At 61.1% G+C, this 25,131-nt stretch carries 18 protein-coding genes and 4 tRNA genes; 4 read left to right on the plus strand and 18 right to left on the minus strand.

All coding sequences use genetic code 11. The annotated features are described in order from the left end of the window. Positions 1–231: 231 nt before the first annotated feature. The 7 genes from ACYZTK_RS05785 to leuC all read right to left on the minus strand — a co-directional run bounded on the left by ACYZTK_RS05785 (position 232) and on the right by leuC (position 9,533). Complete coding sequence (locus ACYZTK_RS05785; RefSeq protein WP_462013565.1) at positions 232–2,877, minus strand: FimV/HubP family polar landmark protein; 2,646 nt, start codon at positions 2,875–2,877, stop codon at positions 232–234. Positions 2,878–2,970: 93 nt separating this feature from the next. Then, positions 2,971–3,981, minus strand: coding sequence for an aspartate-semialdehyde dehydrogenase (locus tag ACYZTK_RS05790; RefSeq protein WP_462013566.1), 1,011 nt, complete (start codon positions 3,979–3,981; stop codon positions 2,971–2,973). A 265-nt stretch (positions 3,982–4,246) separates the two neighbouring features. After that, positions 4,247–5,359 (minus strand): aspartate-semialdehyde dehydrogenase, encoded by a 1,113-nt coding sequence (asd, locus tag ACYZTK_RS05795; protein WP_149658895.1) that lies wholly within the window; start codon positions 5,357–5,359, stop codon positions 4,247–4,249. A 68-nt stretch (positions 5,360–5,427) separates the two neighbouring features. Beyond that, the gene (gene leuB, locus ACYZTK_RS05800) at positions 5,428–6,510 is read right to left on the minus strand and encodes a 3-isopropylmalate dehydrogenase (protein WP_462013567.1); all 1,083 of its coding nucleotides are present in this window, start codon (positions 6,508–6,510) and stop codon (positions 5,428–5,430) included. A 52-nt stretch (positions 6,511–6,562) separates the two neighbouring features. Beyond that, positions 6,563–7,330, minus strand: a complete 768-nt coding sequence (locus ACYZTK_RS05805; protein WP_462013568.1) for a class I SAM-dependent methyltransferase — start codon at positions 7,328–7,330, stop codon at positions 6,563–6,565. Positions 7,331–7,458: 128 nt separating this feature from the next. Further along, positions 7,459–8,103, minus strand: coding sequence for a 3-isopropylmalate dehydratase small subunit (gene leuD, locus ACYZTK_RS05810; RefSeq protein ID WP_462013569.1), 645 nt, complete (start codon positions 8,101–8,103; stop codon positions 7,459–7,461). Between the two features lie 11 nt (positions 8,104–8,114). Continuing rightward, on the minus strand, positions 8,115–9,533 hold the full coding sequence (leuC, locus tag ACYZTK_RS05815; protein ID WP_462013570.1) for a 3-isopropylmalate dehydratase large subunit: 1,419 nt from the start codon (positions 9,531–9,533) through the stop codon (positions 8,115–8,117). 147 nt (positions 9,534–9,680) lie between these two features. Here leuC and ACYZTK_RS05820 point away from each other — a divergent pair, with 147 nt between their 5' ends. Both ACYZTK_RS05820 and ACYZTK_RS05825 read left to right on the plus strand, forming a co-directional pair. Beyond that, complete coding sequence (locus ACYZTK_RS05820; protein WP_462013571.1) at positions 9,681–10,571, plus strand: LysR family transcriptional regulator; 891 nt, start codon at positions 9,681–9,683, stop codon at positions 10,569–10,571. 65 nt (positions 10,572–10,636) lie between these two features. Then, a complete protein-coding gene (locus ACYZTK_RS05825; protein WP_462013572.1) occupies positions 10,637–13,915 on the plus strand; it encodes a PAS domain S-box protein in 3,279 nt (1,092 codons plus the stop codon). 209 nt (positions 13,916–14,124) lie between these two features. Here ACYZTK_RS05825 and ACYZTK_RS05830 read toward each other — a convergent pair whose 3' ends face one another. The 10 genes from ACYZTK_RS05830 to gltX all read right to left on the minus strand — a co-directional run bounded on the left by ACYZTK_RS05830 (position 14,125) and on the right by gltX (position 20,139). Then, positions 14,125–14,571 (minus strand): Hsp20 family protein, encoded by a 447-nt coding sequence (locus ACYZTK_RS05830; protein WP_462013573.1) that lies wholly within the window; start codon positions 14,569–14,571, stop codon positions 14,125–14,127. A 120-nt stretch (positions 14,572–14,691) separates the two neighbouring features. Further along, positions 14,692–15,651: a tRNA dihydrouridine synthase gene (locus tag ACYZTK_RS05835; protein WP_462013574.1), complete on the minus strand. Its 960-nt coding sequence runs from the start codon at positions 15,649–15,651 to the stop codon at positions 14,692–14,694. A gap of 180 nt (positions 15,652–15,831) precedes the next feature. Beyond that, positions 15,832–16,269: an acyl-CoA thioesterase gene (locus ACYZTK_RS05840; RefSeq protein WP_462013575.1), complete on the minus strand. Its 438-nt coding sequence runs from the start codon at positions 16,267–16,269 to the stop codon at positions 15,832–15,834. 45 nt (positions 16,270–16,314) lie between these two features. Continuing rightward, positions 16,315–17,148, minus strand: a complete 834-nt coding sequence (locus ACYZTK_RS05845) for an alpha/beta fold hydrolase (protein ID WP_462013576.1) — start codon at positions 17,146–17,148, stop codon at positions 16,315–16,317. 31 nt (positions 17,149–17,179) lie between these two features. Continuing rightward, positions 17,180–17,719 (minus strand): TetR/AcrR family transcriptional regulator, encoded by a 540-nt coding sequence (locus ACYZTK_RS05850; protein ID WP_462013577.1) that lies wholly within the window; start codon positions 17,717–17,719, stop codon positions 17,180–17,182. Positions 17,720–17,902: 183 nt separating this feature from the next. Continuing rightward, positions 17,903–17,978 (minus strand) — tRNA-Glu (locus tag ACYZTK_RS05855). An 80-nt stretch (positions 17,979–18,058) separates the two neighbouring features. Beyond that, positions 18,059–18,134, minus strand: a tRNA-Ala gene (locus tag ACYZTK_RS05860). A gap of 53 nt (positions 18,135–18,187) precedes the next feature. Next, positions 18,188–18,263 (minus strand) — tRNA-Glu (locus ACYZTK_RS05865). Positions 18,264–18,341: 78 nt separating this feature from the next. After that, a tRNA-Ala gene (locus ACYZTK_RS05870) sits at positions 18,342–18,417 on the minus strand. A gap of 240 nt (positions 18,418–18,657) precedes the next feature. Continuing rightward, positions 18,658–20,139 (minus strand): glutamate--tRNA ligase, encoded by a 1,482-nt coding sequence (gltX, locus tag ACYZTK_RS05875; protein ID WP_462013578.1) that lies wholly within the window; start codon positions 20,137–20,139, stop codon positions 18,658–18,660. A gap of 220 nt (positions 20,140–20,359) precedes the next feature. Here gltX and ACYZTK_RS05880 point away from each other — a divergent pair, with 220 nt between their 5' ends. Together ACYZTK_RS05880 and ACYZTK_RS05885 are read left to right on the plus strand one after the other, a co-directional pair. Continuing rightward, the gene (locus tag ACYZTK_RS05880) at positions 20,360–21,409 is read left to right on the plus strand and encodes an HlyD family secretion protein (protein ID WP_462013579.1); all 1,050 of its coding nucleotides are present in this window, start codon (positions 20,360–20,362) and stop codon (positions 21,407–21,409) included. Then, entirely contained in the window at positions 21,399–22,949 is a 1,551-nt protein-coding gene (locus ACYZTK_RS05885) for an MDR family MFS transporter (protein WP_462013580.1), read from the plus strand. The genes ACYZTK_RS05880 and ACYZTK_RS05885 overlap by 11 nt, the downstream gene beginning before the upstream one ends. A 142-nt stretch (positions 22,950–23,091) precedes the next feature. Here the strand turns inward: ACYZTK_RS05885 and uvrB are convergent, their stop codons facing one another. Further along, positions 23,092–25,107 carry an excinuclease ABC subunit UvrB gene (gene uvrB / locus ACYZTK_RS05890; protein ID WP_462013581.1) on the minus strand — a complete coding sequence of 672 codons (2,016 nt, stop codon included), beginning with the start codon at positions 25,105–25,107 and terminating at the stop codon, positions 23,092–23,094. Positions 25,108–25,131 lie beyond the last annotated feature (24 nt).

The raw sequence follows: 25,131 nt of genomic DNA on the forward strand, positions 1-25,131 counted from the left end.
GATTATCAATATTTGCCAAGGGGTGAGAGCCTGCTGATGTGCGCAAAGGCGGGCATTATAAGGCTGTGGGGATGGGATGCCAGCCAAGATCAAAAGATCGCAGCCTTCGGCAGCTCCTACAGAGTTCACACCATCCTCTGTAGGAGCTGCCGAAGGCTGCGAACTTTTGATCTGCTCTTATAAAAAAAACGGCAGCCTCAATGGCTGCCGCTTTATTTCACACCTTACGAATCATGCCAGACGCGACAACATCTCCTTCGCTTCGCTCTTCTGCCCATCATCACCCTCGCTGACCACTTCATTGAGGATGTCCCGCGCGCCGTCGCTGTCGCCCATGTCGATGTAGGCCTGGGCCAGGTCGAGCTTGGTGGCGACTTCGTCGGTACCCGAGAGGAAATCGAACTCCGGCTCGTCGTCGGCGGACACCAGGGCGTCGTCGGCCGTGAAGGTCGGTGCGCTGATATCCCGGGACAGGCGATCGAGCTCGGCGCTCATGTCGTCCGGTTCAGCGGGCAATGCTTCAGGCGCGGTATGCGCGTCCATCTCGTCCGCCAGCGACAGGTCGAAATCGTCAGGGAGTTCCAGGTCGTCCAGCGGCACTTGCGCTGCACCTGGAGCTTCAGCGACCGGCAGGTCCTTGACCCCTTCGTCGAGGTCCAACAGGAAGTCATCTTCGGCCAGGATGGCGGGCGAGGTATCGCCGGCACCGAGGTCCATGTCCAGATCGAAATCCGACAGGTCGTCGAGGTTTTCTTTGATTTCGGTCTGCTGCTGCAGCACCGACTCGAAGCTCAGGTCGTCGTCCGACGGGAATTCTTCGAGTTCGCCCAGCGTGTCCGGCTCCGCCTCTGTCGCAACTACCGCTGGAGAGGCAGCTTCCAGGTCATCCAGGCTCAAATCGAACGTGTCGTCCAGACTCTCATCGACAACCGGTTCCGGGACTGGAGCCGGCTCTTGCGGCTCGTCCAGCATCAGGTCCTTGACGTATTGCGCATCCATTTGTGCGGTCAGGGCAGCAGCGGCGATACCACCCGCGGCAACCAGCGCCATGGCCGGAAAACGGTTTTTAAGCTGCTCGACCTGGGCATAGTTGTCGCCATTGGCCACCAGCTTGCGTTCCTGGGCAACGAATGCATCACGATCGCCCTGCTGGCCGTAGACTTCCATCAGCTTGAGTCGCAGGTCACTGCGCTGCGGTTCCTGCTTGATGCCTTCTTCGAGCAGCGCGCCCGCCTGATTCAGGCGACCGGCGTTGATGTGCGACTGCGCCCGTGGCAACACGTCGTCGGAATGCTCTGCGGCCGGCGAGATCAAAGGTGCAGCGATCGGTGGCGTGACGACAACCGGGGCAATCACCGGCGCGGGTGCTGGTGCAGGCGTTGGCGCAGGAGTCGGCTCTGGCACATTTGCCAGCTTCACGCTTGGCGGCGCAACTTCCAGACCTTCGAAGCTGCTTTCCGGCAGGTCGTGATCGACCGGGAAATCCTGCTCTTCGGAAAGGGCGCGAGCCATGCGCAGGTGCTTCTCGGCTTCCTGCTGGGCCTTGCGACGGCGAGCCAGCAGCAGCAAAAGGAGTAGTAGAACAACGGCGCCACCGCCGACCATGCCCAGCAGCCATGGGTTGGTTAGCAGGTCGTTGTATTTCTGCTCGTCAGTAGCCGCTACAGGCTCGACAGGCTTGTCCTGCACCACCGGCGAAGCTTCGGGAGCGACAACCAGCGCTGGCGGCACGGCTTCAGCCGGGGTCGCCGCAGGAGCAGCAGCCAGCTCGGCACTGATCGCCGGAGCGACGGCAACATCCTCCGGCGTTTCTTTAGCGCCTTCAGCCTGCAACTTGGCCAGTTGATTGTTTTTCAGCTCGATCAGCTTCTGCAGCTTGTCCAGCTGGCTCTGCAGATCGGTCATGCGGCTTTTCAGTTCTTCATTGTCGCGACGGGTGGTGTCGAGGCTTTCCTGAGTCACTGCCAGCTTGTTGCTCAGGTTCTTTGCATCACCTGCGGCGCCTTTTTTACCGGCCTTGCCGGTCTCGGCTGAAACCAGGCTGAGGTTGTCCTTTGCGGCCTGGGAGGTCGGGCCTTCGCCACGCGGACGATTGGTCGCGTCGAGTTGCTGCTGGCCGGTGCCGGGTTGCGGCACATAACGACGGCCCTGGCGCCAGGCGGTGTTTTGCGCGGCGACTTCGGCGACGGCTTTGGCTTGCGGCAGATTGGTACTCTGGGTCTGGTCCGGCAGGCGCAGTACCTGGCCGGTCTTCAAACGGTTGATGTTGCCATCGATGAAGGCGTCCGGGTTCAGCGCCTGGATGGCCAGCATGGTCTGCTGCACCGAACCGCCATTACGTGCCTTCGCGGCGATTTCCCACAGGGTGTCGCGGCGGGTGGTAGTGTACTCGGTCGGCTTGGTCGCACCGGTCACAGGCGCGGTGCCGGTCTGTGTTGGAGCCGGCTGCGCAGCCGCGTCAGCGGTCTGCGGCGAGAATTTCGAAGGATCGAGCAGCACGCTGTAATCGCGCAGCAAACGGCCGTTGGGCCACATCACCTGCACGAGGAATTTCACCATCGGTTCCGACAGTGGTTTGCTGGAAGTGACCCGCAGGATGCTTTTGCCGCCGGGGTTGAGCACCGTAGTAAAGGTCAGGTCGTTGAGGAACGCCTGGCGATCAACGCCGGCCTTGGCGAAATCTTCGGCCGAGGCGAGACTTGGCACCACTTCGGCAGCCGTGAGCTCCTTGATATCGAGGAGCTCGATTTCCGCCACCAGCGGCTGGTTCAGGGTCGACTTCAGGGTCAGCTCCCCGAGCCCGAGGGCATGCGCCATACCGGAGGACAGCGCCGAGGCGGCCGCTATTGCTAACACCAGTTTGCGAACTTGAACCATAGCCTCATCCTTAGTTTGAACCGCGCTGTCGAGCACTGCGGGCAAGCATAGCGCCCGACAGCATTCAGTCGACAAATTATTGGCAAGTATCTTTTACGAAAGGGCTTTTATCAACAATTCAGCCACCTGCACTGCATTGAGGGCGGCACCTTTGCGTACGTTATCTGACGTCAGCCAGACATTTAGTTCCGACGGGTCGTCGATTCCCCGGCGAACCCGACTGACGTAGACGACGTCCTGCCCGACTGCATCACCGACTGCGGTCGGATAATCGCCGGCCTCGACCAGTTCGATGCCGGGTGCGTCTTCCAGCGCCGCGTTGATTTGCGCCAGGTCGATTTCAGCCGAAGTCTGCAGGGTCACGCTAAAGCTATCGCCGAAAAACACCGGGGCTTGAATGCAAGTCACGGAAATCTTCAACGATGGCAGCGCCATGACCTGGCGCACTTCGCGTACCAGGCGCTTTTCCAGCAGGGTGTGGCCCTGCTCGTCAGGCTTGCCGACCTGGGCCAGCAGGTTAAACGCCATCTGCCGGTCAAAGAAGCTCGGCTCCAGCGGGCGCACGTTGAGCAGCTCGGCGGTCTGGCGGGCCAGCTCGGTCACCGCTTCGCGGCCTTGGGCCGACACTGCCAGGCTGGCGGTCAGGTTGATGCGCTGCAGGTCGATGATGCCGAGCAATGGCGCCAGCAGTACGGCCAGGGTGGTGGCTGATGGGCTTGGGCTGCTGACCTGGAACGGCTTTTTCAGGCCGACGATTACCTGCGCGTTGGCCTCGGGCACCACTTGCGGAGCCTGGTCGGCGGGCAAGGCGCCGGACAGGTCAATCAGCGAGCAACCGGCGGCAGTGGCGCGCGAGGCGAAACTGAGGGTGACCGCTGGGCCGGCAGCGAAAAACACCAGTTGGACCTTGCTGAAGTCGAATTCATCGACTTCGCGCACCCGCACGTTCTTGCCGCGAAACGGCACCGAATGCCCGGCGGATTCGCTGCTGGCCAGCAGGTGCAGGTTGGCGACCGGAAAGTCGCGTTCTTCGAGAATCTGCACCAGCGTTTCGCCGACAGTTCCGGTGGCGCCGATTACGGCGATGTCAAAGGACTGGGTCATGGGTCTACCTCTGGCGAAACGGGGGGAGCGGCACTTTACCGGGTGGTGGGGGTGCAGGCAATTGATCCGGGACTTGCGGTGCCCGGGCTGGCCTCATCGCGGGCAAGCCTTGCTCCCACAAGTGCCGCGACAACCACAGAACCTGTGGACACTCCAAACCTGTGGGAGCAAGGCTTGCCCGCGATAAGGCCGGCACAGGCGACACAAATCCATAAAAAAACCCGCACCTCTTTCAAGGCACGGGCTCTTTCATTGCTTCAAGCGATCAACGTTCCAGCAGAATCCGCAACATGCGACGCAGCGGTTCGGCCGCGCCCCACAGCAGCTGGTCGCCAACGGTGAAGGCGCCGAGGTACTGGGTGCCCATGTTCAGCTTGCGCAGACGGCCCACCGGAACATTCAAGGTGCCGGTGACTTTCGTCGGGCTCAGTTCCTGGATGCTCGCTTCGCGGCTGTTCGGCACCAGCTTGACCCATGGGTTGTGCTGGCTGATCAGCCCTTCGATATCGGCGATCGGCACGTCTTTGTTCAGCTTGATGGTCAGCGCCTGGCTGTGGCAACGCATGGCGCCGATGCGCACGCAGATGCCGTCCACCGGGATCGGGCTCTTGAAGCGGCCGAGGATCTTGTTGGTTTCGGCCTGGGCCTTCCACTCTTCACGGCTCTGACCGTTCGGCAGCTCCTTGTCGATCCAAGGGATCAGGCTGCCGGCCAGCGGTACACCGAAGTTTTCGGTCGGGTACGCATCGCTGCGCATGGCTTCGGCCACACGACGGTCGATGTCGAGGATCGCGCTGGCCGGGTCGGCCAGTTGATCGGCGACAGCGGCGTGGGTCGCGCCCATCTGCTTGATCAGTTCACGCATGTTCTGCGCGCCGGCACCGGAGGCCGCCTGATACGTCATGGCGCTCATCCACTCGACCAGGCCGGCTTCAAACAAACCGCCCAGGCCCATCAGCATCAGGCTGACGGTGCAGTTGCCGCCGATGTAGTTCTTGGTGCCCGCATCGAGCTGCTGGTCGATGACCTTGCGGTTCACCGGGTCCAGCACGATCACTGCGTCATCCTGCATGCGCAGGCTGGAAGCGGCGTCGATCCAGTAACCCTGCCAGCCGGCTTCGCGCAGCTTGGGGAAGACTTCGCTGGTGTAGTCGCCACCCTGGCAGGTCAGAATCACGTCGAGGGTTTTCAGCTCTTCAATGCTGTAAGCGTCCTTGAGCGGAGCAATGTCCTTGCCCACGGACGGGCCTTGGCCACCGACATTCGAAGTGGTGAAAAACACCGGCTCGATAAGATCGAAATCCTGCTCTTCCAGCATCCGCTGCATGAGCACGGAACCGACCATACCGCGCCAACCGATCAGACCTACACGTTTCATCGCAACTACACCTTCTTGAAAAGTGGGCCGCTGCTTTCAAAGTTGAAAGTGGCAGCGGGCCCGAGAGATTACAGATTCCGCAGCGCGGCGACTACTGCGTCACCCATTTCCTGCGTTCCGACTTTAGTGCAACCAGTCGACCAGATGTCGCCCGTGCGCAGCCCCTGGTCCAGCACCAGGCTCACGGCCTGCTCGATGGCGTCGGCGGCAACCTGCTGGTTGAAGCTGTAACGCAACATCATCGATACCGACAAAATGGTCGCCAGCGGGTTGGCAATGCCCTTGCCCGCGATGTCCGGCGCAGAACCGTGGCACGGCTCGTACATGCCCTTGTTGTTGGTGTCGAGGGACGCCGACGGCAGCATGCCGATGGAACCGGTGAGCATCGACGCCTGGTCGGACAGAATGTCGCCGAACAGGTTGTCGGTGACGATCACGTCGAACTGCTTCGGCGCGCGCACCAGCTGCATGGCGGCGTTGTCGACGTACATGTGGCTCAGTTCGACTTCCGGGTAATCCTTGGCCACTTGCTCGACGATTTCACGCCACAGCTGGCTGGACGCCAATACGTTGGCCTTGTCCACCGAGCACAGCTTCTTGCCGCGCACCATGGCCATGTCGAAACCGACCCGGGCGATGCGGCGGATTTCGCTTTCGCTGTACGGCAGGGTGTCGTAGGCCTGACGCTCGCCGTTTTCCAGGGTGCGGGTGCCGCGTGGCGCGCCGAAGTAGATGCCGCCGGTCAGCTCGCGAACGATCAGGATGTCCAGGCCGGCCACAATTTCCGGTTTCAGGCTCGATGCTTCGGCCAGTTGCGGGTAGAGGATCGCCGGGCGCAGATTGCCGAACAGGCCCAGTTGTGCACGGATTTTCAGCAGGCCGCGCTCAGGGCGGATGTCGCGCTCGATGGTGTCCCATTTCGGTCCGCCCACCGCGCCCAGCAGTACTGCGTCCGCAGCACGGGCACGCTCCAGTGTTTCGTCGGCCAGCGGCACACCGTGCTTGTCGATGGCTGCGCCGCCGATCACGTCGTGGCTCAACTCAAAACCCAGGCTGTACTTGTCGCTCGCCAGCTCCAGCACCTTGACCGCTTCGGCCATGATTTCCGGGCCAATACCGTCACCTGGGAGAATCAGAATCTGCTTGCTCATGCTTTCCTCTTGTCATCAGTCGGTGGGCCTCTGGAGCACACCCGGAAAAATTCTATCGTTCGGCGAACAGCACCAATACATCGGTGCTGAACGAACCATCGGGCGCAGTCTCGAAATAGTCGCGCACTTCGTTGCCCATGGACTGCTGCAACTCGCGGATCGCGGCGCGCATCACCGGCGGCGTGCGCATGCGCTCGACCCAGCTGGTGTACTCCAGACGCAGGCGCTGGCGGGTGGTGCTGCGGGTATGCAGCCCCGCTTCGCTGACCTGGCGCAACCACTCGCCGGCGGAATAATCGCGCACATGGCTGGTGTCGCGCAGCACCTCGACGCTTTGCAGGTAAGTGTCGAACAAGGGGCTGCCCGGTGACAACACATCAATGAACGCCGCCACCCCGCCCGGCCTCAACACCCGGCGCACTTCGCGCAACGCCAGCCCTAGGTCGCTCCAATGGTGCGCCGAATAGCGGCTGAAGACGAAGTCGAACTCACCATCGGCAAACGGCAGGCGCTCGGCGGCGCCGTTGACGGTGGTGACGTTGGCCAAGCCACGTTCTGCGGCAGCGGCCGTCACCACGTCGAGCATTTGTTGGGACAGGTCGTAGGCCACCACTTCTTTCACCAGCGACGCCACGTGAAAACTGACGTGACCGGCACCGCAACCCAGGTCCAGCACACGGGCATCGCCCTGCCCGGCCAGTTCGGCCTGTAGCAGGGCGAATTCGGTGCCTTGAGCGTGGACGGCGCTGCTCAGGTAGGCGGCGGCCTGTTCACCGAATTGCTTTTGCACGACTTGGGCGTGTTGGGGGGTGCTGGTCATGAGAGCTTCCTTTGGGGGTGCAGCTTTAAGGTCAAAAGATCGCAGCCTTCGGAAGCTCCTACGGGTGTACGCCGCTCCTTGTAGGAGCTGCCGAAGGCTGCGATCTTTTCAACGGTCACCTCAGAACATCAGGCATCACGAAACAACCACGGCTGACTAGCCCGATGCTTGCCTTCAAACGTCGCAATCGCCTCATGGTCCTGCAACGTCAGGCCAATATCATCCAGGCCGTTCAACAGGCAATGCTTGCGAAACGCATCGATCTCGAACGCCAGCACCTTGCCGTCCGGACGAGTCACCGTCTGCGCCTGCAGATCAACTTGCAGCTGATACCCAGGATTCGCCTCAACCTGCTGGAACAGCTCATCCACTTCAGCGTCGCTCAAGATGATCGGCAACAAGCCATTCTTGAAACTGTTGTTAAAGAAAATATCGGCATAGCTCGGCGCGATGATGCTGCGGAAACCGTATTCTTCCAAAGCCCACGGCGCGTGCTCACGGCTCGACCCGCAACCGAAGTTCTCCCGGGCCAGCAGCACGCTGGCGCCTTGATAACGTTCGGCGTTGAGGATGAAATCCTTGTTCAACGGACGCTTGGAGTTGTCCTGATACGGCTGCCCGACATCCAGGTAGCGCCACTCATCGAACAGGTTCGGGCCAAAACCCGTGCGCTTGATCGATTTGAGAAACTGCTTCGGAATGATCTGGTCGGTGTCGACGTTGGCACGATCCAGAGGCGCGACAAGTCCAGTGTGCTGGGTAAAAGCTCTCATGCTGCGCTCCTTTAGATCAATTCACGGACGTCGACGAAACGACCGTTTACGGCGGCGGCGGCGGCCATGGCCGGGCTTACCAGGTGGGTACGACCACCGGCGCCCTGACGGCCTTCGAAGTTGCGGTTTGAGGTGGAAGCGCAATGCTCGCCCGATTCCAGGCGGTCGGGGTTCATCGCCAGGCACATCGAACAGCCCGGCTCGCGCCATTCAAAACCGGCCTCGAGGAAAATCTTGTCCAGGCCTTCCGACTCGGCTTGCGCCTTGACCAGGCCCGAGCCCGGTACCACGATGGCCTGCTTGATGGTCGACGCCACTTTACGGCCTTTGGCGATTACCGCAGCAGCGCGCAGATCCTCGATCCGCGAGTTGGTGCAGGAGCCGATGAAGACGCGGTCCAGCTGGATGTCGGTGATCGCCTGATTGGCGGTCAAACCCATGTACTTCAAGGCGCGCTCGATGGAGCCGCGCTTGACCAGGTCCAGCTCTTTGGCCGGGTCCGGCACGTTCTGATCAACCGCCAGGACCATCTCGGGCGAGGTGCCCCAGCTGACTTGCGGCTTGATCTGCGTCGCGTCGAGCTCGACGATGGTATCGAAAGTAGCGTCCTTATCGGACACCAGGTCTTTCCAGGCTTCGACCGCCAGGTCCCATTCCGCGCCTTTCGGGGCGAATGGACGACCTTTGACGTAGGCCACGGTCTTTTCATCCGCTGCTACCAGGCCCACACGCGCGCCGGCCTCGATGGACATGTTGCAGATGGTCATGCGGCCTTCAACAGACAGGTCACGGATCGCGCTACCGGCGAACTCGATGGCATGGCCGTTGCCGCCGGCGGTGCCGATCTTGCCGATCACGGCGAGCACGATGTCCTTGGCGGTCACGCCGAACGGCAGCTTGCCCTCGACGGATACCAGCATGTTCTTCATTTTCTGGGCGACCAGGCACTGGGTGGCGAGTACGTGTTCCACCTCGGAAGTGCCGATGCCGTGAGCCAGGGCGCCAAATGCGCCGTGAGTCGAGGTGTGGGAGTCGCCGCAGACCACGGTCATGCCCGGCAAGGTTGCACCCTGCTCCGGACCGATGACGTGGACGATGCCCTGACGCACGTCGTTCATCTTGAATTCGACGATGCCATATTCATCGCAGTTGTCGTCGAGGGTCTGAACCTGCAGGCGCGAGACCTGGTCGGCAATGGCTTCGATGCCGCCCTTGCGCTCCGGCGTAGTCGGTACGTTATGGTCCGGGGTCGCGATGTTGGCATCGATGCGCCATGGCTTGCGCCCGGCCAGACGCAGGCCTTCGAAAGCTTGCGGCGAGGTCACTTCATGAATGATGTGACGATCGATATAGATCAGCGCCGAGCCATCGTCGCGCTGCTTGACCAAATGCGAATCCCAGAGCTTGTCGTAGAGCGTTTTGCCGGCCATCAGACGGTTTCCTCATCATTTGTTTCTATGCCCCGGGTTTTGATCGACTCAATAACCCTTTGGCTTGTGAGGTCGATCCTAGGGGGTTACATTAAATAACTCAAATTCATATTTTTTATGCTTTGGATAACCAACTGGAATACTAAGATGGACCTCGCCAACCTCAATGCTTTTATCGCCATCGCCGAGACCGGCAGCTTCTCTGGCGCGGGCGAACGGCTGCACCTGACCCAACCGGCGATCAGCAAGCGCATCGCCGGCCTGGAGCAACAATTGAAGGTGCGCCTGTTCGATCGCCTGGGCCGCGAAGTCGGCCTGACCGAGGCCGGCCGCGCCCTGCTGCCCCGCGCCTATCAGATTCTTAATGTGCTGGACGACACCCGCCGCGCCCTGACCAACCTGACCGGCGAAGTCAGTGGCCGCCTGACCCTGGCCACCAGTCACCACATTGGCTTGCACCGTTTGCCACCTCTATTAAGGGAGTTCACCCGACGCTACCCACAAGTGGCGCTGGATATACAGTTTCTCGATTCGGAAGTGGCTTACGAAGAAATCCTCCATGGCCGCGCGGAACTGGCGGTAATCACCCTCGCGCCTGAGCCGCACAACCTGGTCAAGGCCACCCCGGTGTGGGACGACCCGCTGGATTTTGTGGTCGCGCCCGAGCATTCGCTGATCAGCAACGGTGCGGTCAGCCTCGCAGACATTGCCCTGCACCCGGCGGTATTCCCCGGCGGCAACACCTTTACCCATCACATCGTGCAGCGCCTGTTCGAGACTCAGGGGCTGACGCCGAACATCGCCATGAGCACCAATTACCTGGAAACCATCAAGATGATGGTCTCGATCGGCCTGGCCTGGAGCGTGCTGCCGCGCACCATGCTCGATGACCAGGTGGCACGGATACCTTTGCCGGGCATACAGCTCACTCGCCAGCTAGGCTATATCCTGCACACCGAACGGACGCTGTCGAATGCGGCACGGGCTTTCATGGCCTTGCTGGATGCACAAATCGCTCTGCCAGGGACACATGGCTAACTTGTGCTACTCCTATAGAGCCGCGAGACCCTGCGCCTAACACCCATTCAGTCTAAGGCTTGCCAATGCCGAAATCTGTTGACCGTATTCCGCCGATGCCGCGTATCCAGGCGCTTGACCCGAAACGGTCCGAGCAGAGCTGGGAAAGCGCGCCACAGTTGCTGGCTGCCCTCAACGGAGCGCGCCTGGGCGCCTGGTATTGGGACATCGAGCGCGGGCAGATCAGCTGGTCGCGGGGGACCCAGGCGCTGTTTGGCTTCGATCCCCATGCACCGCTGCCCGCCGACCTGGAATACCTCGACCTGCTGCCGCCGGAAGACCGGGCGAAAACCGTCCGGGCCTTTCATGCAGTGATCGCCGGCGCACCGCTGGAACAGGCGATGCATCACCGCATTCGCTGGCCCGACGGCAGCCTGCACTGGCTGGAGATCAACGGCAGCCTGCTGCCAGACAAGGACGGGCGCCCGCGAATGATCGGCGTGATTCGTGAAATCACTCACCAGCGCCAGCGCGAACAGGCACTGAGCAGTTCGGAGAAACGCTTCGCCACGCTGTTTCACCTGTGCCCGAACATGGTGCTGCTGACCCGTCAGGAAGACGGCCTGATCACCGAAGCCAACCAGTATTTTGAAAGCCTGTTCGGCTGGCCGGTGCAGAACGCCATTGGCCGCACCACCGTCGAACTGGGCCTGTGGGTGCATCCGGAACAGCGGGAGCGCCTGGTCAAGGCGACCAAGGCCAAAGGCGAGTTGGTCAGCATGGAGGTGCAGTTTCGCGCCAGCAACGGGCAAATCCACGATGGCATTCTCAGCGCCCAGAAGGTCGAACTCGAAGGACAGCCCTACCTGCTCAGCACCTTCCTCGATACCACCGAACGCAAAGCCGCCGAACATGCGCTCAAGGACAGTCAGGAGCGCCTCGACCTGGCGCTCGATTCTGCGCAACTGGGCACCTGGGACTGGCATATCCCCAGTGGCATGCTCTACGGCTCGGCGCGGGCCGCGCAATTGCACGGTCTGGAAGCCATACCGTTCCATGAATCGTTCGACGCATTCTTCGAAGGCGTGCCCGGTGAAGAACGCGACAGCATGCGCGACGCCTATAGAAGCTTGCGCGAAGGTCCGGCGGGCAACTACCAGCTGACTTACCGCGTGCAACTCGCCGATGGCAGCTCGCGCTTCCTGGAAAGCCGGGCGCGGCTCTACCGCGACGAAAATGGTACGCCACTGCGCATGGCCGGCACCTTGCTCGACATCACCGACCAGGTGGAACGCGAGCAGCTGCTGATTGCTTCGGAAGAGAAATTCGCCACTTTGTTTCAGGTCAGCCCGGACCCGATTTGCGTGACGCGCCAGGACAGCGGCCACTTTATCGAGATCAACTCCAGTTTCACCCAGACCTTTGGCTGGAGCGCCGCCGATGTGCTCGGCCACAGCGCCGACGAAATCGGCCTGTGGGACGCCTCGTCGAAAAGCCTGCGGCGGATCGAACAGGTGATCCGCGAACAGGGCTTGAACAACGTCGCCATCCAGGTCCAGCACAAGGACGGCCAGTCCCTGACCTGCGTGATCTCCAGCCGGCAGATCAGCGTCGGCGATCAGCCCTGCGTGGTCACCACCCTGCGCGACATCACCCAGCAGCAACGCTCCGAAGCGGCACTCAAGGCCAGCGAAGAGAAGTTCGCCAAGGCTTTCCACTCAAGTCCCGACGCCATCACCATCACCGAACGCGACACAGGACGCTACCTGGAGGTCAACGACGGCTTCTGCCGCCTGACCGGCTATCGCGCCGATGAGGTGGTCGGGCGCACGGTGTACCAGGTCGGCATCTGGGCCGAGGAAAAACAACGCTCCTCGCTGCTCGCTGAACTTCAGCTCAATGGCCGGGTGCATCACCAGGAAATGCTCGGGCGCAACAAGCGTGGCGAGTTGCTCACCGTGGAAGTCTCGGTAGAACCGATCACCCTCAACGAAACCGACTGCCTGCTGCTGACCGCCCGGGACGTCAGCCTGCTGAAAAACGCCGAGGCGCAGATTCGCCACCTGGCCTACCACGACCCCCTGACCAACCTGCCCAACCGCGCACTGCTGATGGACCGCCTGAGCCAGCAGATCGCCCTGCTCAAGCGCCACAACCTGCGCGGTGCACTGCTGTTTCTCGACCTCGACCACTTCAAGCACATCAACGATTCCCTCGGCCATCCGGTGGGCGACACCGTGCTGAAAATCATCACCGCACGGCTCGAAGCCAGCGTGCGCATGGAAGACACCGTGGCGCGCCTGGGTGGTGATGAATTTGTGGTGCTGCTCAGCGGCCTGGAAGGCTCGCGCAACGAGGTCAGCGAGCAGGTTCGCAGCCTGGCGGATACCCTGCGCGAACTGCTGTCGGAGCCGATGTTTCTCGACGGCCAACGCCTGCAAGTCACGCCCAGCATCGGCATCGCGCTGATTCCCGACCACGGCTCGACCCCCACCGACCTGCTCAAGCGCGCCGACATCGCCCTGTATCGGGCCAAGGATTCGGGGCGCAATACCACGCAGATGTACCACAACACCATGCAGAAGGCCGCCAGCGAACGCCTGCGCATGGAAACCGACCTGCGCCTGGCGCTCTCTCGCAACGAATTTCGCGTGCACTTCCAACCGCAGATCGACGCCAGGGACAACCGAATCGTCGGCGCCGAGGCGCTGGTGCGCTGGAATCACCCGGAACTCGGTGCGCAGTCGCCCCACGAGTTCATCAAGGTGCTGGAAGACAGCGGGCTGATCCTCGAGGTCGGCAACTGGATCATTGATGAAGCCTGCGCGGCCTTCAGACACCTGATGACCGAGGGCCTGATCGACCCGCTGGATTTCAGCCTGTGCGTGAACATCAGCCCTCGCCAGTTCCGGCAGAATGACTTCGTCGAACGGGTCGAGCACAGCCTCAGCAGCCACGGCCTGCCCTGCTCGCTGCTGAAACTGGAAATCACCGAAGGCATCGTCATCCAGAACATCGAAGACACCATCAGCAAAATGTGCCGCCTGAAAAAACTCGGCGTGAGCTTCGCCATGGATGACTTCGGCACCGGCTACTCGTCACTGACCTACCTCAAGCGCCTGCCGGTCGACACCCTGAAAATTGACCAGTCGTTCATCCGCGACGCCACTACCGACCCCAACGACGCCGAGATCATCCGCGCCATCGTCGCCATGGCCCGCAGCCTGCAATTGAAGGTGATAGCCGAGGGCGTGGAAACGCCGGAACAGCTGGAGTTCTTGCAGGGGTTGGGGTGTCACTTTTATCAGGGATATTTGCATAGCCGGCCGTTGCCGGTGGAGGAGTTTCAGTTGTTGCTCAGGTAGCGCTCCGGGCCCGACTTGATGAGCCTGGCAGCGATCCATTGTGGGAGCGGGCATGCCCGCGAAGGCGTCAGGTCAGTCGATACGATTGCCGCCAGAGCCAACGTCATCGCGAGCAGGCTCACTCCTACAGGGTTTGTCGACCTGCTAAATGGGGACAGATTTACTTTAATAGAATAGGGCGCCTGATGGCGCCCTTTTCCCACTTTGACTCAGTGTTGCAAAGCCGGCTTTTCCATCCCATTAATCGGAATGCGTTTAGCCTTCGCCTCCTCAGGAACCACTCGCAACAGGTCAATGCTCAACAAACCATTACGCAAGTCAGCAGCCTTGATTTCGATGTGGTCCGCCAAACGGAACGACAGCTTAAACGCGCGCTGGGCGATACCCTGATGCAGAAAGGTCACGCCTTCGCTGGCGTCGCGTTTGCCGCCACTGATGGTCAGCACGCCCTTCTCGACTTGCAGGTCCAGGTCTTCTTCCTGGAAACCGGCCGCCGCCACGACGATGCGGTACTGGTCGTCACCGTGTTTTTCCACGTTGTAAGGTGGGTAGGTGCTGCCTGGCTCGTTGCGCAGGGCGGTTTCGAACAGGTCGTTGAAACGGTCGAAGCCTACCGAGGAACGGAACAGTGGGGCCAGGGAAAATGCAGTAGTCATGGTTCAAATCTCCTGAAAACAATCAGCAAGGTTTTATGTCTCCGCGACCCGAATTCGGCATCGCGTAACCCTTAGATAGGGACCGCTGATTGCATTTCAAGAGATTATTTGAAGATTTTTTCAGGCCGCTTCGGCGACCGGTAAACCGAGCAGACGCGAGACCTGGTCGAGCTCGGTTTCCCGCCGCAACAGGGTAAACAGCTGCACTGCTTCGGGGTAATTGCGGGTCAGCATGGCCAGCCATTGCTTCAGGCGACCGGGGGATTGGCGCGGGGTCATCTGCGCCTTGGCCTGCAGCCAGAACGCCTGGATCAGCGGCAACAGCTCCGCCCAGGTCATCTCGACGACCTCCTGGCCGGCGCGTGCGGCGGCGATCTGCCGGGCCAGGTCCGGGCGCGACACCAGGCCGCGACCGAGCATGATGTCTTCGACTCCGCTGATCTCGCGGCAACGGCGCCAGTCGGCGACGTCCCAGATGTCGCCGTTGGCGAATACCGGGACCTTGACCACCTCTTGCACCCTCGGAATCCATTCCCAGTGGGCTGGCGGTTTGTAGCCGTCGGTTTTGGTTCGTGCGTGCACCACGATGTGCGCCGCGCCGCCTTCGGCCAGGGCCGTAGCGCAGACCAGCGAGCCGTCTGGACTGTCGAAGCCCAGGCGCATTTTCGCGGTGACCGGGATATGCGCCGGGACGGCGCGGCGCACATGCTCGACGATCTGGTTGAGCAGCTCCGGCTCCTTGAGCAATACCGCGCCACCGCGGGATTTGTTCACGGTCTTGGCCGGGCAGCCGAAGTTCAGGTCGATCACCTGGGAGCCGAGTTCGCAGGCCAGCGCGGCGTTTTCCGCCAGGCACACCGGGTCCGAGCCGAGCAACTGCACGCGCAACGGCACACCTGCGGCGGTTTTCGCACCGTGCAGCAGTTCAGGGCCGAACTTGTGGTAATAGGCAGGCGTGAGTAGCTGGTCGTTGATCCGGATGAACTCGGTCACGCACCAGTCGATACCGCCGACACGGGTGAGCACGTCCCGCAGGATGTTGTCGACCAACCCCTCCATGGGCGCTAAAGCAATTTGCATGAAAAACACACTCGACGAAAAACGTGGGGCAGTTTACTGGTTTAAGGGGCCGGACGGTATGGCATCGGACGGGGTGGTTTGACTCTGCAGACGCCAATCGCGGGCAAGCCTTGCTCCCACAGGCAACCACCTACCCTGTGGGAGCAAGGCTTGCCCGCGATTAGAGTCCGCCCAAGCTCCTTAACTTTCCAGTTGCAACGCCGGGCCGTAGCCTTCGATGAACTCCGCCGGCATGCGCTTGGGCTTGCCGGTCGACAGTTCGATGCACACAAAGGTGGTCTGCGCTCGCAGCAACGTGGTGTTGTCACTCGGGCGCTTGAGCTGGAAGTGCCGGGTCATTTTCAGGCGCTGGTCCCAGTCGACGATCCAGGTCGCCAACTGCAACTCGTCGCCCTCGTAGGCAGCCGCAAGGTAGTCGATCTCGTGGCGCACCACCGCCATCGCCCGGTCCAGGCGGCGGTACTCGACCAGGTCCAGCCCCAGCCGCTGCGAGTGGCGCCAGGCGCAGCGTTCCAGCCAGGTAACGTACACCGCGTTGTTGGCGTGCCCCAGGCCGTCGATGTCCTCGGCGCCCACTTCCAGGTCAATGATAAACGGCGTTGCCCGATCCCAGCCCATGCCCCACTCCAGTCAGATAGTCGACCGGCGCAGTGTAACGGATGCTCAGGCCGATTGGCGCGATTGCAGACTGCGCCCGGCCAGCAGTGATAACACGCCATCAATCACCTGCGGATCGGCCAGTACCCGCTGGTGGCCACCTTCTGCCAGGCGTAAAAGGCGACTGTCGAACCAGGCCTCGTTGATCAGCTGGGACTCTTTCACCGAGACCATATTGTCGTCTTCGGCATGCACGATCAGCCCGGGCATATCGAGCTGATAGTGGGCCACATCCAGGGTCGCCGCGCGCATGCCGACATCTTGCTCGACTTGGCGAATAAACGCCGAACGGGCCTTGGGCGGCAGCCGCATATAACGCGCAAAACCGCGCAGCACCCCGAGAATTCGTGCCGGAGCGGCAATGGTCACCAGGGTTTCGGTACGCAGCCCCAGTTGCACGGCGAGCATCGCACTGGCGCCGCCCATGGAGTGGCCAATCACCGCTTGCAACGGCGGCAACTCGGCGGAAGCTTCGAGCATGGCACGGGCGAACAGCACGACGTTCGCTTCACTGCCAGGTGAACGACCATGAGCCGGGCCGTCCAGGGCCACCACGGTGTAGCCGGCATCGACTAGCGCGTTGATCAGGCTGGCGAACTGTGTCGGCCGCCCTTCCCAACCGTGCATCAGCAGGACCGCCGGGCCTTGCCCCCAGCGCAGTGCCGAGAGGCCAAAGCGCAGAGTGATGCGCTCGGATTTGGCCAACATGGGCAGCTCCCAATCACGCGGGGGGCGCTCGCGCGGGGTCATGAACGCCAGTCGCATCTTGCTCGCGACCAGATGAGGGGCAAACCAGCCCAAGGTGCCGTTGACGCCACGAACCCACTTTAACCCGCTCATCGCTCACACTCCCCAGGCTTGCGCCTTCAGGTCATAGCACCGCCGATTTGGCGGCGCGCAACAATCGATCGGACAACTCTCCCGGCCCCAGCGCCCGCGCCAGTGCCAGGCCACCGACCATCAAGGCCATGTCGGCCAGGGCTTTGTCGGTGTCTTCCGGGCTGGCCGCCAATTGCGCGACCATCATTTCCACATGCTCATTCAACGCCACGCGAAACGCTTCCGGCAGCCGCCCCAATTCGCCGACAGAGGCCGGGATCGGGCAAGCGGACTCGGAAGAGTCGCGGTGTTTGCGTGACAGGTAAAACGCGGCAACCAGCGCCCGACGTTCTTCGCCGGTCAATTCGGTGTCCATCTCGGCGATCAGGCCACGGCGGTGACCGAGCAGCTGCTTGAACGCTTCCAGCATCATCGCGTCCTTGCTTTCGAAGTGCGCATAGAAGCCGCCGACGGTCAGGCCGGCCGCGCCCATCACTTCGCCCACGCTCGGTTCGGCCGGGCCACGCTGGATCAGCGCGGCGCTGGCGGCCTTGAGAATGCGTTCGCGGGTTTGAGCTTTTTTATCGTTCATCGTTGCCTCCGAATATTACGACTAGAATATTATTCTCATAATAATATTCTGCAAGTCACGAATGTGACCGCTGGTCTGAAGAACAGTTTGAGCTAGAGAGGGGGTTTGGCCAAACGCCAGACAAACAAAAGGGCCATTCAATAATTGAATGACCCTTATAAAATCCCGCAGAGCGGGTAATCGTGGCGTCCCCTAGGGGACTCGAACCCCTGTTACCGCCGTGAAAGGGCGGTGTCCTAGGCCACTAGACGAAGGGGACGCAAAACCTTCTATACAACTGATCAGTGCTGAGAGCTGATCGATTCAAGGCCGGTGTGGCCAGACCTTGAATTGTAAAATTGGTGGAGCTTAGCGGGATCGAACCGCTGACCTCCTGCATGCCATGCAGGCGCTCTCCCAGCTGAGCTAAAGCCCCGGATTTTTCGCCTCGCGGCGGAGTGACATCTTGCAACATCACTTCTGTAAAACTGGCGTCCCCTAGGGGACTCGAACCCCTGTTACCGCCGTGAAAGGGCGGTGTCCTAGGCCACTAGACGAAGGGGACGTAACCCTTCTATACAACAGATCAACACTGAGCGTTGACCGCTTCGAAGCCAGTGTGGCCAGGCTTCAAAGTGTAAATTGGTGGAGCTAAACGGGATCGAACCGTTGACCTCCTGCATGCCATGCAGGCGCTCTCCCAGCTGAGCTATAGCCCCTCATCGTTGATGTCATCGCTGAGGACGGGGCGAATCTTAATGGCGCTTCGGGAGGCTGTCAAATTTATTTTTAAAATATTTCAAAGTTTTTTGCCGGGATTACAATCACTTACCGCCCCTCCCCCGAGAAATAGGGGTGTTGCCGAAGGGCAAGATCAAAAGATCGCAGCCTTCGGCAGCTCCTACGCGGGGGAATGCGTTTCAATGTAGGAGCTGGCGTAGCCTGCGATCTTTTCGGGATCAGGCGATATTGGCCAGCAGCTTCTCCCACTCCTTGTTTTCCTTTTTCGACACACCACCGAGCAGATCGATGGCCTGGCGCAGGCGGAAACGGGTCAGGTCCGGGCCGAGGATCTCCATGGCGTCGAGCACCGACACCGAGCTGGCCTGGCCAGTGATCGAGGCGAACATCAGCGGCATGGCGTCGCGCAGTTTCAGTTCGAGGGATTCAACCACTGCCTGGATCGTTGCGGTGATGCTGTCTTTTTCCCACTGCCGCAGGCTTTCCAGCTTCCACAGGATCAACTGCATCAACTGCCGTACCTGATCGCCCGAAAGTTTTTTCGACTCAAACAGCTTCGCATCCGGGTTGACGCCACCGGCGAAGAAGAACCCGGCCAGCGGTGCGACCTGGCTGAAGGTTTCGACCCGGCCCTGCACGTGCGGGGCGATCTTCATCATGTATTCAGGGTTCAGTGCCCAGGCCTGCAGGCGCGAGGCGAATTCTTCCACTGGCAGGTCGCGCAGCCACTGGCCGTTGAGCCACGAAAGTTTTTCGATATCGAAGATCGGCCCGCCGAGGGACACACGCTTGAGGTCAAAGTTGTCGACCATTTCCTGCAACGAGAACTTCTCGCGCTCGTCCGGCATCGACCAGCCCATGCGCCCCAGGTAGTTGAGCATCGCTTCCGGCATGAAGCCCATGCGCTCGTAGAAGGTCACCGAGGTCGGGTTCTTGCGCTTGGACAGCTTGCTCTTATCCGGGTTACGAAGCAGCGGCATGTAGCACAGCTCCGGTTGTTCCCAGCCGAAGTACTCGTAGAGCAGGATCAGTTTCGGCGCCGATGGCAGCCACTCTTCGCCACGTAACACGTGGGTGATGCCCATCAGGTGGTCGTCGACCACGTTGGCGAGGAAGTAGGTCGGCAGGCCGTCGGTCTTCATCAGCACTTGCATGTCCATGCGATCCCACGGGATCTCGACGTCGCCACGCAGCATGTCCGGCACCACACAGACGCCTTCGCTCGGTACTTTCATGCGGATCACGTGCGGCTCGCCAGCGGCCAGGCGCCGGGCAACTTCTTCTGCCGACAGCAGCAGCGCACGGCCATCGTAGCGCGGGGTTTCGCCGCGAGCCTGTTGCTCGGCGCGCATCTGGTCCAGTTCTTCGGCGGTGCAGAAGCACGGGAAGGCATGGCCCATTTCCACCAGCTGCTGGCAGTATTTCTGATAGATCTCGCCGCGCTCGCTCTGCCGATAAGGACCGTGAGGGCCGCCGACGTCCGGGCCTTCGCTCCAGTCGATACCGAGCCAGCGCAGGGCGTCGAAAATCTGCTGTTCGGACTCGCGGGTCGAACGCAACTGGTCGGTGTCTTCGATCCGCAGGATGAACTCACCGCCGTGCTGCTTGGCAAAGCAGTAGTTGAACAATGCGATGTAAGCGGTACCTACGTGGGGGTCCCCGGTAGGCGATGGCGCGATGCGAGTGCGGACGGTGGTCATGGCAAGTCTCGAAATGAAAGTAAAACAAAGGGCGAATGGTAACAGGCGACACCGGCCCGGCTCCAGTCAGCAGGGCATTTAAGCCAAGGTTGCGTCTACAACGTGCTGCGCACCCGGTGAATGGTCGAATATCAGTAGCGGCCATTTACCGTTTATCGGCTGTATGCCAGATTTGTCTGCTGATACTTTTCCTTACAATTTCTCGACTACAGTCTGCCCCATGCCTGCCCAACTCAAGCGTCGCCTGTTTATCTTCCTGTTGATCGTCGTGCTCATCGCCGGGGGCTTCTTCGCCCACTGGTTTTTCAAGGGACGGTTCTATGAAAGCACCGACAACGCCTATGTCCAGGGCGAGATCACCCGCGTGTCGAGCCAGCTCGGCGCGCGCATCGACCAGGTGCTGGTGCAGGACAACCAGCACGTGGAGAAGGGCCAGTTGCTGGTGAAACTTGAGGGCGACGATTTCCACCTCGCGGTCGACCGCGCCAACGCGACCCTCGCCACCCGCCAGGCCGAACGCCTGCAAGCCCAGAGCAAACTGACGCAACAGGGCAGCCTGATCGCTGCGAGCGATGCGCAGGTGGCCTCCAGCCAGGCCAGCCTCAGTCGCTCGCAGATCGATCTGTCCCGGGCAGAAACCTTGCGCAAGCCCGGTTACGTGTCCGAAGAACGAGTCACCACCCTCTCCGCCGACACCCACATCGCCCGCTCGCAAGTGACCAAGGCCCAGGCCGACGCGCAAAGCCAGCGCCAGCAGGTCAACGCGCTGAGCGCCGAGATCAAGCGGCTGGACGCGATGATCGCCAACGCTAAAACCGATCTGGCCCAGGCCGAGCTGAACCTGACCCGTAGCGAAATCCACGCGCCGATCAGCGGCCTGATCGGCCAACGCGCCGCGCGTAACGGTCAGTACGTGCAGGCCGGGGCGTATCTGCTGTCGATCGTGCCGGACCAGGACATCTGGATCCAGGCCAACTTCAAGGAAACCCAGATCGGCCATATGCAGCCAGGGCAAAAGGCCGAACTGACCTTCGACGCCTACAGCGACACGCCGATCGAAGCCCGGGTCGACAGCCTGTTTGCCGCTTCCGGGGCGCAGTTCAGCTTGCTGCCGCCGGACAATGCCACGGGTAACTTCACCAAAGTCGTACAGCGGATTCCGGTCAAACTGACCTTCGCTGCGGACAATCCGCTGCACGGCAAGATCCGTCCGGGAATGTCGGTCACCGCCAAAGTGAACATCAAAGACGCCCCTGACAATGGCCGGTGATCAACTGATCCGCCCTGTCGGCGAACCGAGCCGGCGGGACTGGATCGCGGTGATGAGCGTGATGCTCGGGGCCTTCATGGCCGTGCTCGACATCCAGATCACCAACTCTTCGCTCAAGGATATTCAGGGCGCGCTGTCAGCGACCCTGGAAGAAGGTTCGTGGATTTCCACGTCGTACCTGGTAGCGGAAATCATCATGATTCCACTGACCGCGTGGCTGGTGCAGTTGCTGTCAGCGCGACGCCTGGCGGTGTGGGTGTCGCTGGGGTTCCTGGTGGCTTCGCTGCTCTGTTCCATGGCCTGGAGCCTGGAAAGCATGATCGTGTTTCGCGCCTTGCAGGGCTTTACCGGCGGCGCGCTGATCCCGCTGGCGTTCACCCTGACCCTGATCAAGCTGCCCGAACACCACCGCGCCAAGGGCATGGCGATGTTCGCCATGACCGCGACCTTCGCACCCTCAATCGGCCCGACGCTGGGCGGCTGGCTGACGGAAAACTGGGGCTGGGAATATATTTTCTACATCAACATCCCGCCGGGCCTGCTCATGATCGTCGGCCTAATGTACGGCCTGGAAAAAAAGGAAGCGCACTGGGAGCTGCTCAAAAGCACGGACTACATGGGCATTCTCACCCTGGGCGTCGGCCTCGGCTGCCTGCAGGTTTTTCTCGAAGAAGGTCATCGCAAGGACTGGCTGGAGTCGAGCCTGATCGTGAGCCTGGGCAGTATTGCGCTGATCAGCCTGATTACTTTTGTGATCGTGCAGGTGTCCAAGCCGAACCCGCTGATCAATCTGGGCATCCTGCGCAATCGCAACTTTGGCCTGTCGAGCATCTCCAGTCTGGGGATGGGGGTCGGGTTGTATGGCTCAATCTATCTGCTGCCGCTGTACCTGGCGCAGATCCAGAACTACAACGCCCTGCAGATCGGCGAAGTGATCATGTGGATGGGCGTACCCCAGCTGTTTTTAATTCCGCTGGTGCCGAAGTTGATGAAATACATCTCGCCGAAATGGCTGTGCACCCTGGGGTTCGGGCTGTTCGGCCTGGCGAGTTTTTCATCGGGGGTATTGAATCCGGATTTCGCCGGGCCGCAGTTCAACCAGATCCAGATTGTCCGTGCCCTGGGCCAGCCGCTGATCATGGTCACCATTTCGCTGATCGCCACGGCTTATATCCTGCCGCAAGATGCAGGGTCGGCGTCGAGCCTGTTCAACATCCTGCGCAATCTCGGCGGCGCGATTGGCATCGCCCTCCTCGCCACGTTGCTGGATGCGCGGACCAAGACTTACTTCGATTACTTGCGCGAGGCGCTCGTGCCGACCAATCCGCAGGTGGCGGAGCGCATGGCTTCGATGACCGACCGTTTTGGCAGTGAGACGGCGGCGCTGGGAAAATTGAGCGAGATTGCGCACCAGCAGGCTTCGATCATGGCCTATAACGATGCGTTTCATTTTGTCGGGATTGCGTTGGGGGTCAGCATGATTGCTGTGTTGTTGACGAAGGCGTTGCCGGCGGGGATCAAGGCTGGGGAGGCACATTGATTTTGTAGCGCACCAGACACGACGCCATCGCGAGCAGGCTCACTCCTACACGGATCATTGGTGGACACACAATAGGTGCCACACCGAGATCCAGTGTAGGAGTGAGCCTGCTCGCGATGGGGTCCGCAAGGCTGCACAAATCTCAGACGCTAATCAACCGCTCCCGCAACTTGCCAATCTCATCACGCATCTGCGCAGCCGCTTCGAACTCCAGGTCCCGCGCCAAGGCGTACATCTTCTCTTCCAGCGCCTTGATGCGCTTGGCGACTTCGCCCGGCGAGCGCAGTTCGGCTTCGTACTTGGCGCTTTCCTCGGCGGCCTTGGCCATGCCCTTGCGCTTCTTGCTGCGCGAACCCGGCACGGTGGCGCCTTCCATGATATCGGCGACGTCCTTGAACACCCCCTTGGGCGTGATGCCGTTGGCCAGGTTGAAGGCAATCTGCTTTTCCCGGCGCCGCTCGGTCTCGCCGATCGCCCGCTCCATGGAGCCGGTAATCCGGTCCGCGTACAAAATTGCCCGACCATTGAGGTTACGCGCCGCACGGCCGATGGTCTGGATCAGCGACCGTTCGGAGCGAAGGAAACCCTCCTTGTCCGCATCGAGAATCGCCACCAGCGACACTTCCGGCATGTCCAGGCCTTCACGCAGCAGGTTGATCCCCACCAGCACATCAAAGGTGCCCAAACGCAAATCGCGGATGATTTCCACCCGCTCCACGGTGTCGATGTCCGAGTGCAAATAACGTACACGCACGCCATGGTCGGCCAGGTAATCGGTCAAGTCTTCGGACATGCGCTTGGTCAGCGTGGTGACCAGCACCCGTTCTTCCAGCGCCACGCGCTTGCCGATTTCCGAAAGCAAATCGTCGACCTGGGTCAGCGCCGGGCGAATTTCGATCTGCGGGTCTACCAGGCCGGTCGGTCGCACCAGTTGCTCGACCACGCGGCCGGCGTGCTCCGCCTCGTAGTTGCCCGGCGTTGCCGAAACGAAAATGGTCTGCGGACTGATCTGTTCGAACTCGTCGAAACGCATTGGCCGGTTATCCAGCGCCGACGGCAGGCGGAAACCGTATTCCACCAGGGTTTCCTTGCGCGAACGGTCGCCCTTATACATCGCGCCGACCTGCGGCACGCTGACGTGGGATTCGTCGATCACCAGCAAGGCGTCGGCCGGCAGGTAGTCGAACAAGGTGGGCGGCGCCTGGCCGGAATCGCGACCCGAGAGGTAGCGCGAGTAGTTTTCGATGCCGTTGCAGTAGCCCAGCTCGAGAATCATTTCCAGGTCAAAACGGGTGCGCTGCTCCAGGCGCTGGGCTTCCACCAGTTTGTTGTTGGAGCGCAGGTAATCCAGGCGTTCCTGCAGCTCGACCTTGATCCCTTCGATGGCGCCGAGCAGGGTTTCCCGCGGAGTCACGTAGTGGCTCTTCGGGTAGAAGGTGAATCGCGGCAGCTGGCGGGTGACTTCGCCGGTCAGCGGGTCGAACGCGGAGATCCGCTCGACCTCGTCGTCGAACAACTCGATGCGGATCGCTTCAAAATCCGACTCCGCCGGGTGGATATCAATCACGTCGCCGCGGACCCGAAAGGTCGCCCGGGCGAAATCCATGTCGTTGCGGGTGTATTGCAGGTCCGCCAGGCGGCGCAGCAAGGCGCGCTGATCGAGCTTGTCGCCGCGATCAACGTGCAACACCATCTTCAAATAGGTTTCCGGGCTGCCCAGGCCGTAGATGCACGACACCGTGGTGACGATGATCGCGTCCTTGCGCTCCAGCAGGGCCTTGGTCGCAGACAGGCGCATCTGCTCGATGTGGTCGTTAATCGAGGCATCCTTCTCGATGAAGGTGTCCGAGGACGGCACGTAGGCTTCGGGCTGGTAGTAGTCGTAGTAGGAAACGAAATATTCCACGGCGTTGTTCGGGAAAAACGCCTTGAACTCGCCATACAACTGCGCGGCCAGGGTCTTGTTCGGCGCCAGCACCAGGGTTGGACGCTGCACCTGGGCGATCACGTTGGCGATGCTGAAGGTCTTGCCCGAGCCGGTAACACCGAGCAGCGTCTGGTGGGCCAGCCCGGCCTCAATGCCCTCGACCATCAGGCGGATGGCTTCCGGCTGATCGCCGGCGGGCTCGAAGCGGGTGACTAGCTGAAATTCAGACATGTGTACCTCTCGGTTCTCGAAGCA

The sequence above is a fragment of the Pseudomonas sp. LB3P31 genome, from assembly GCF_054897945.1.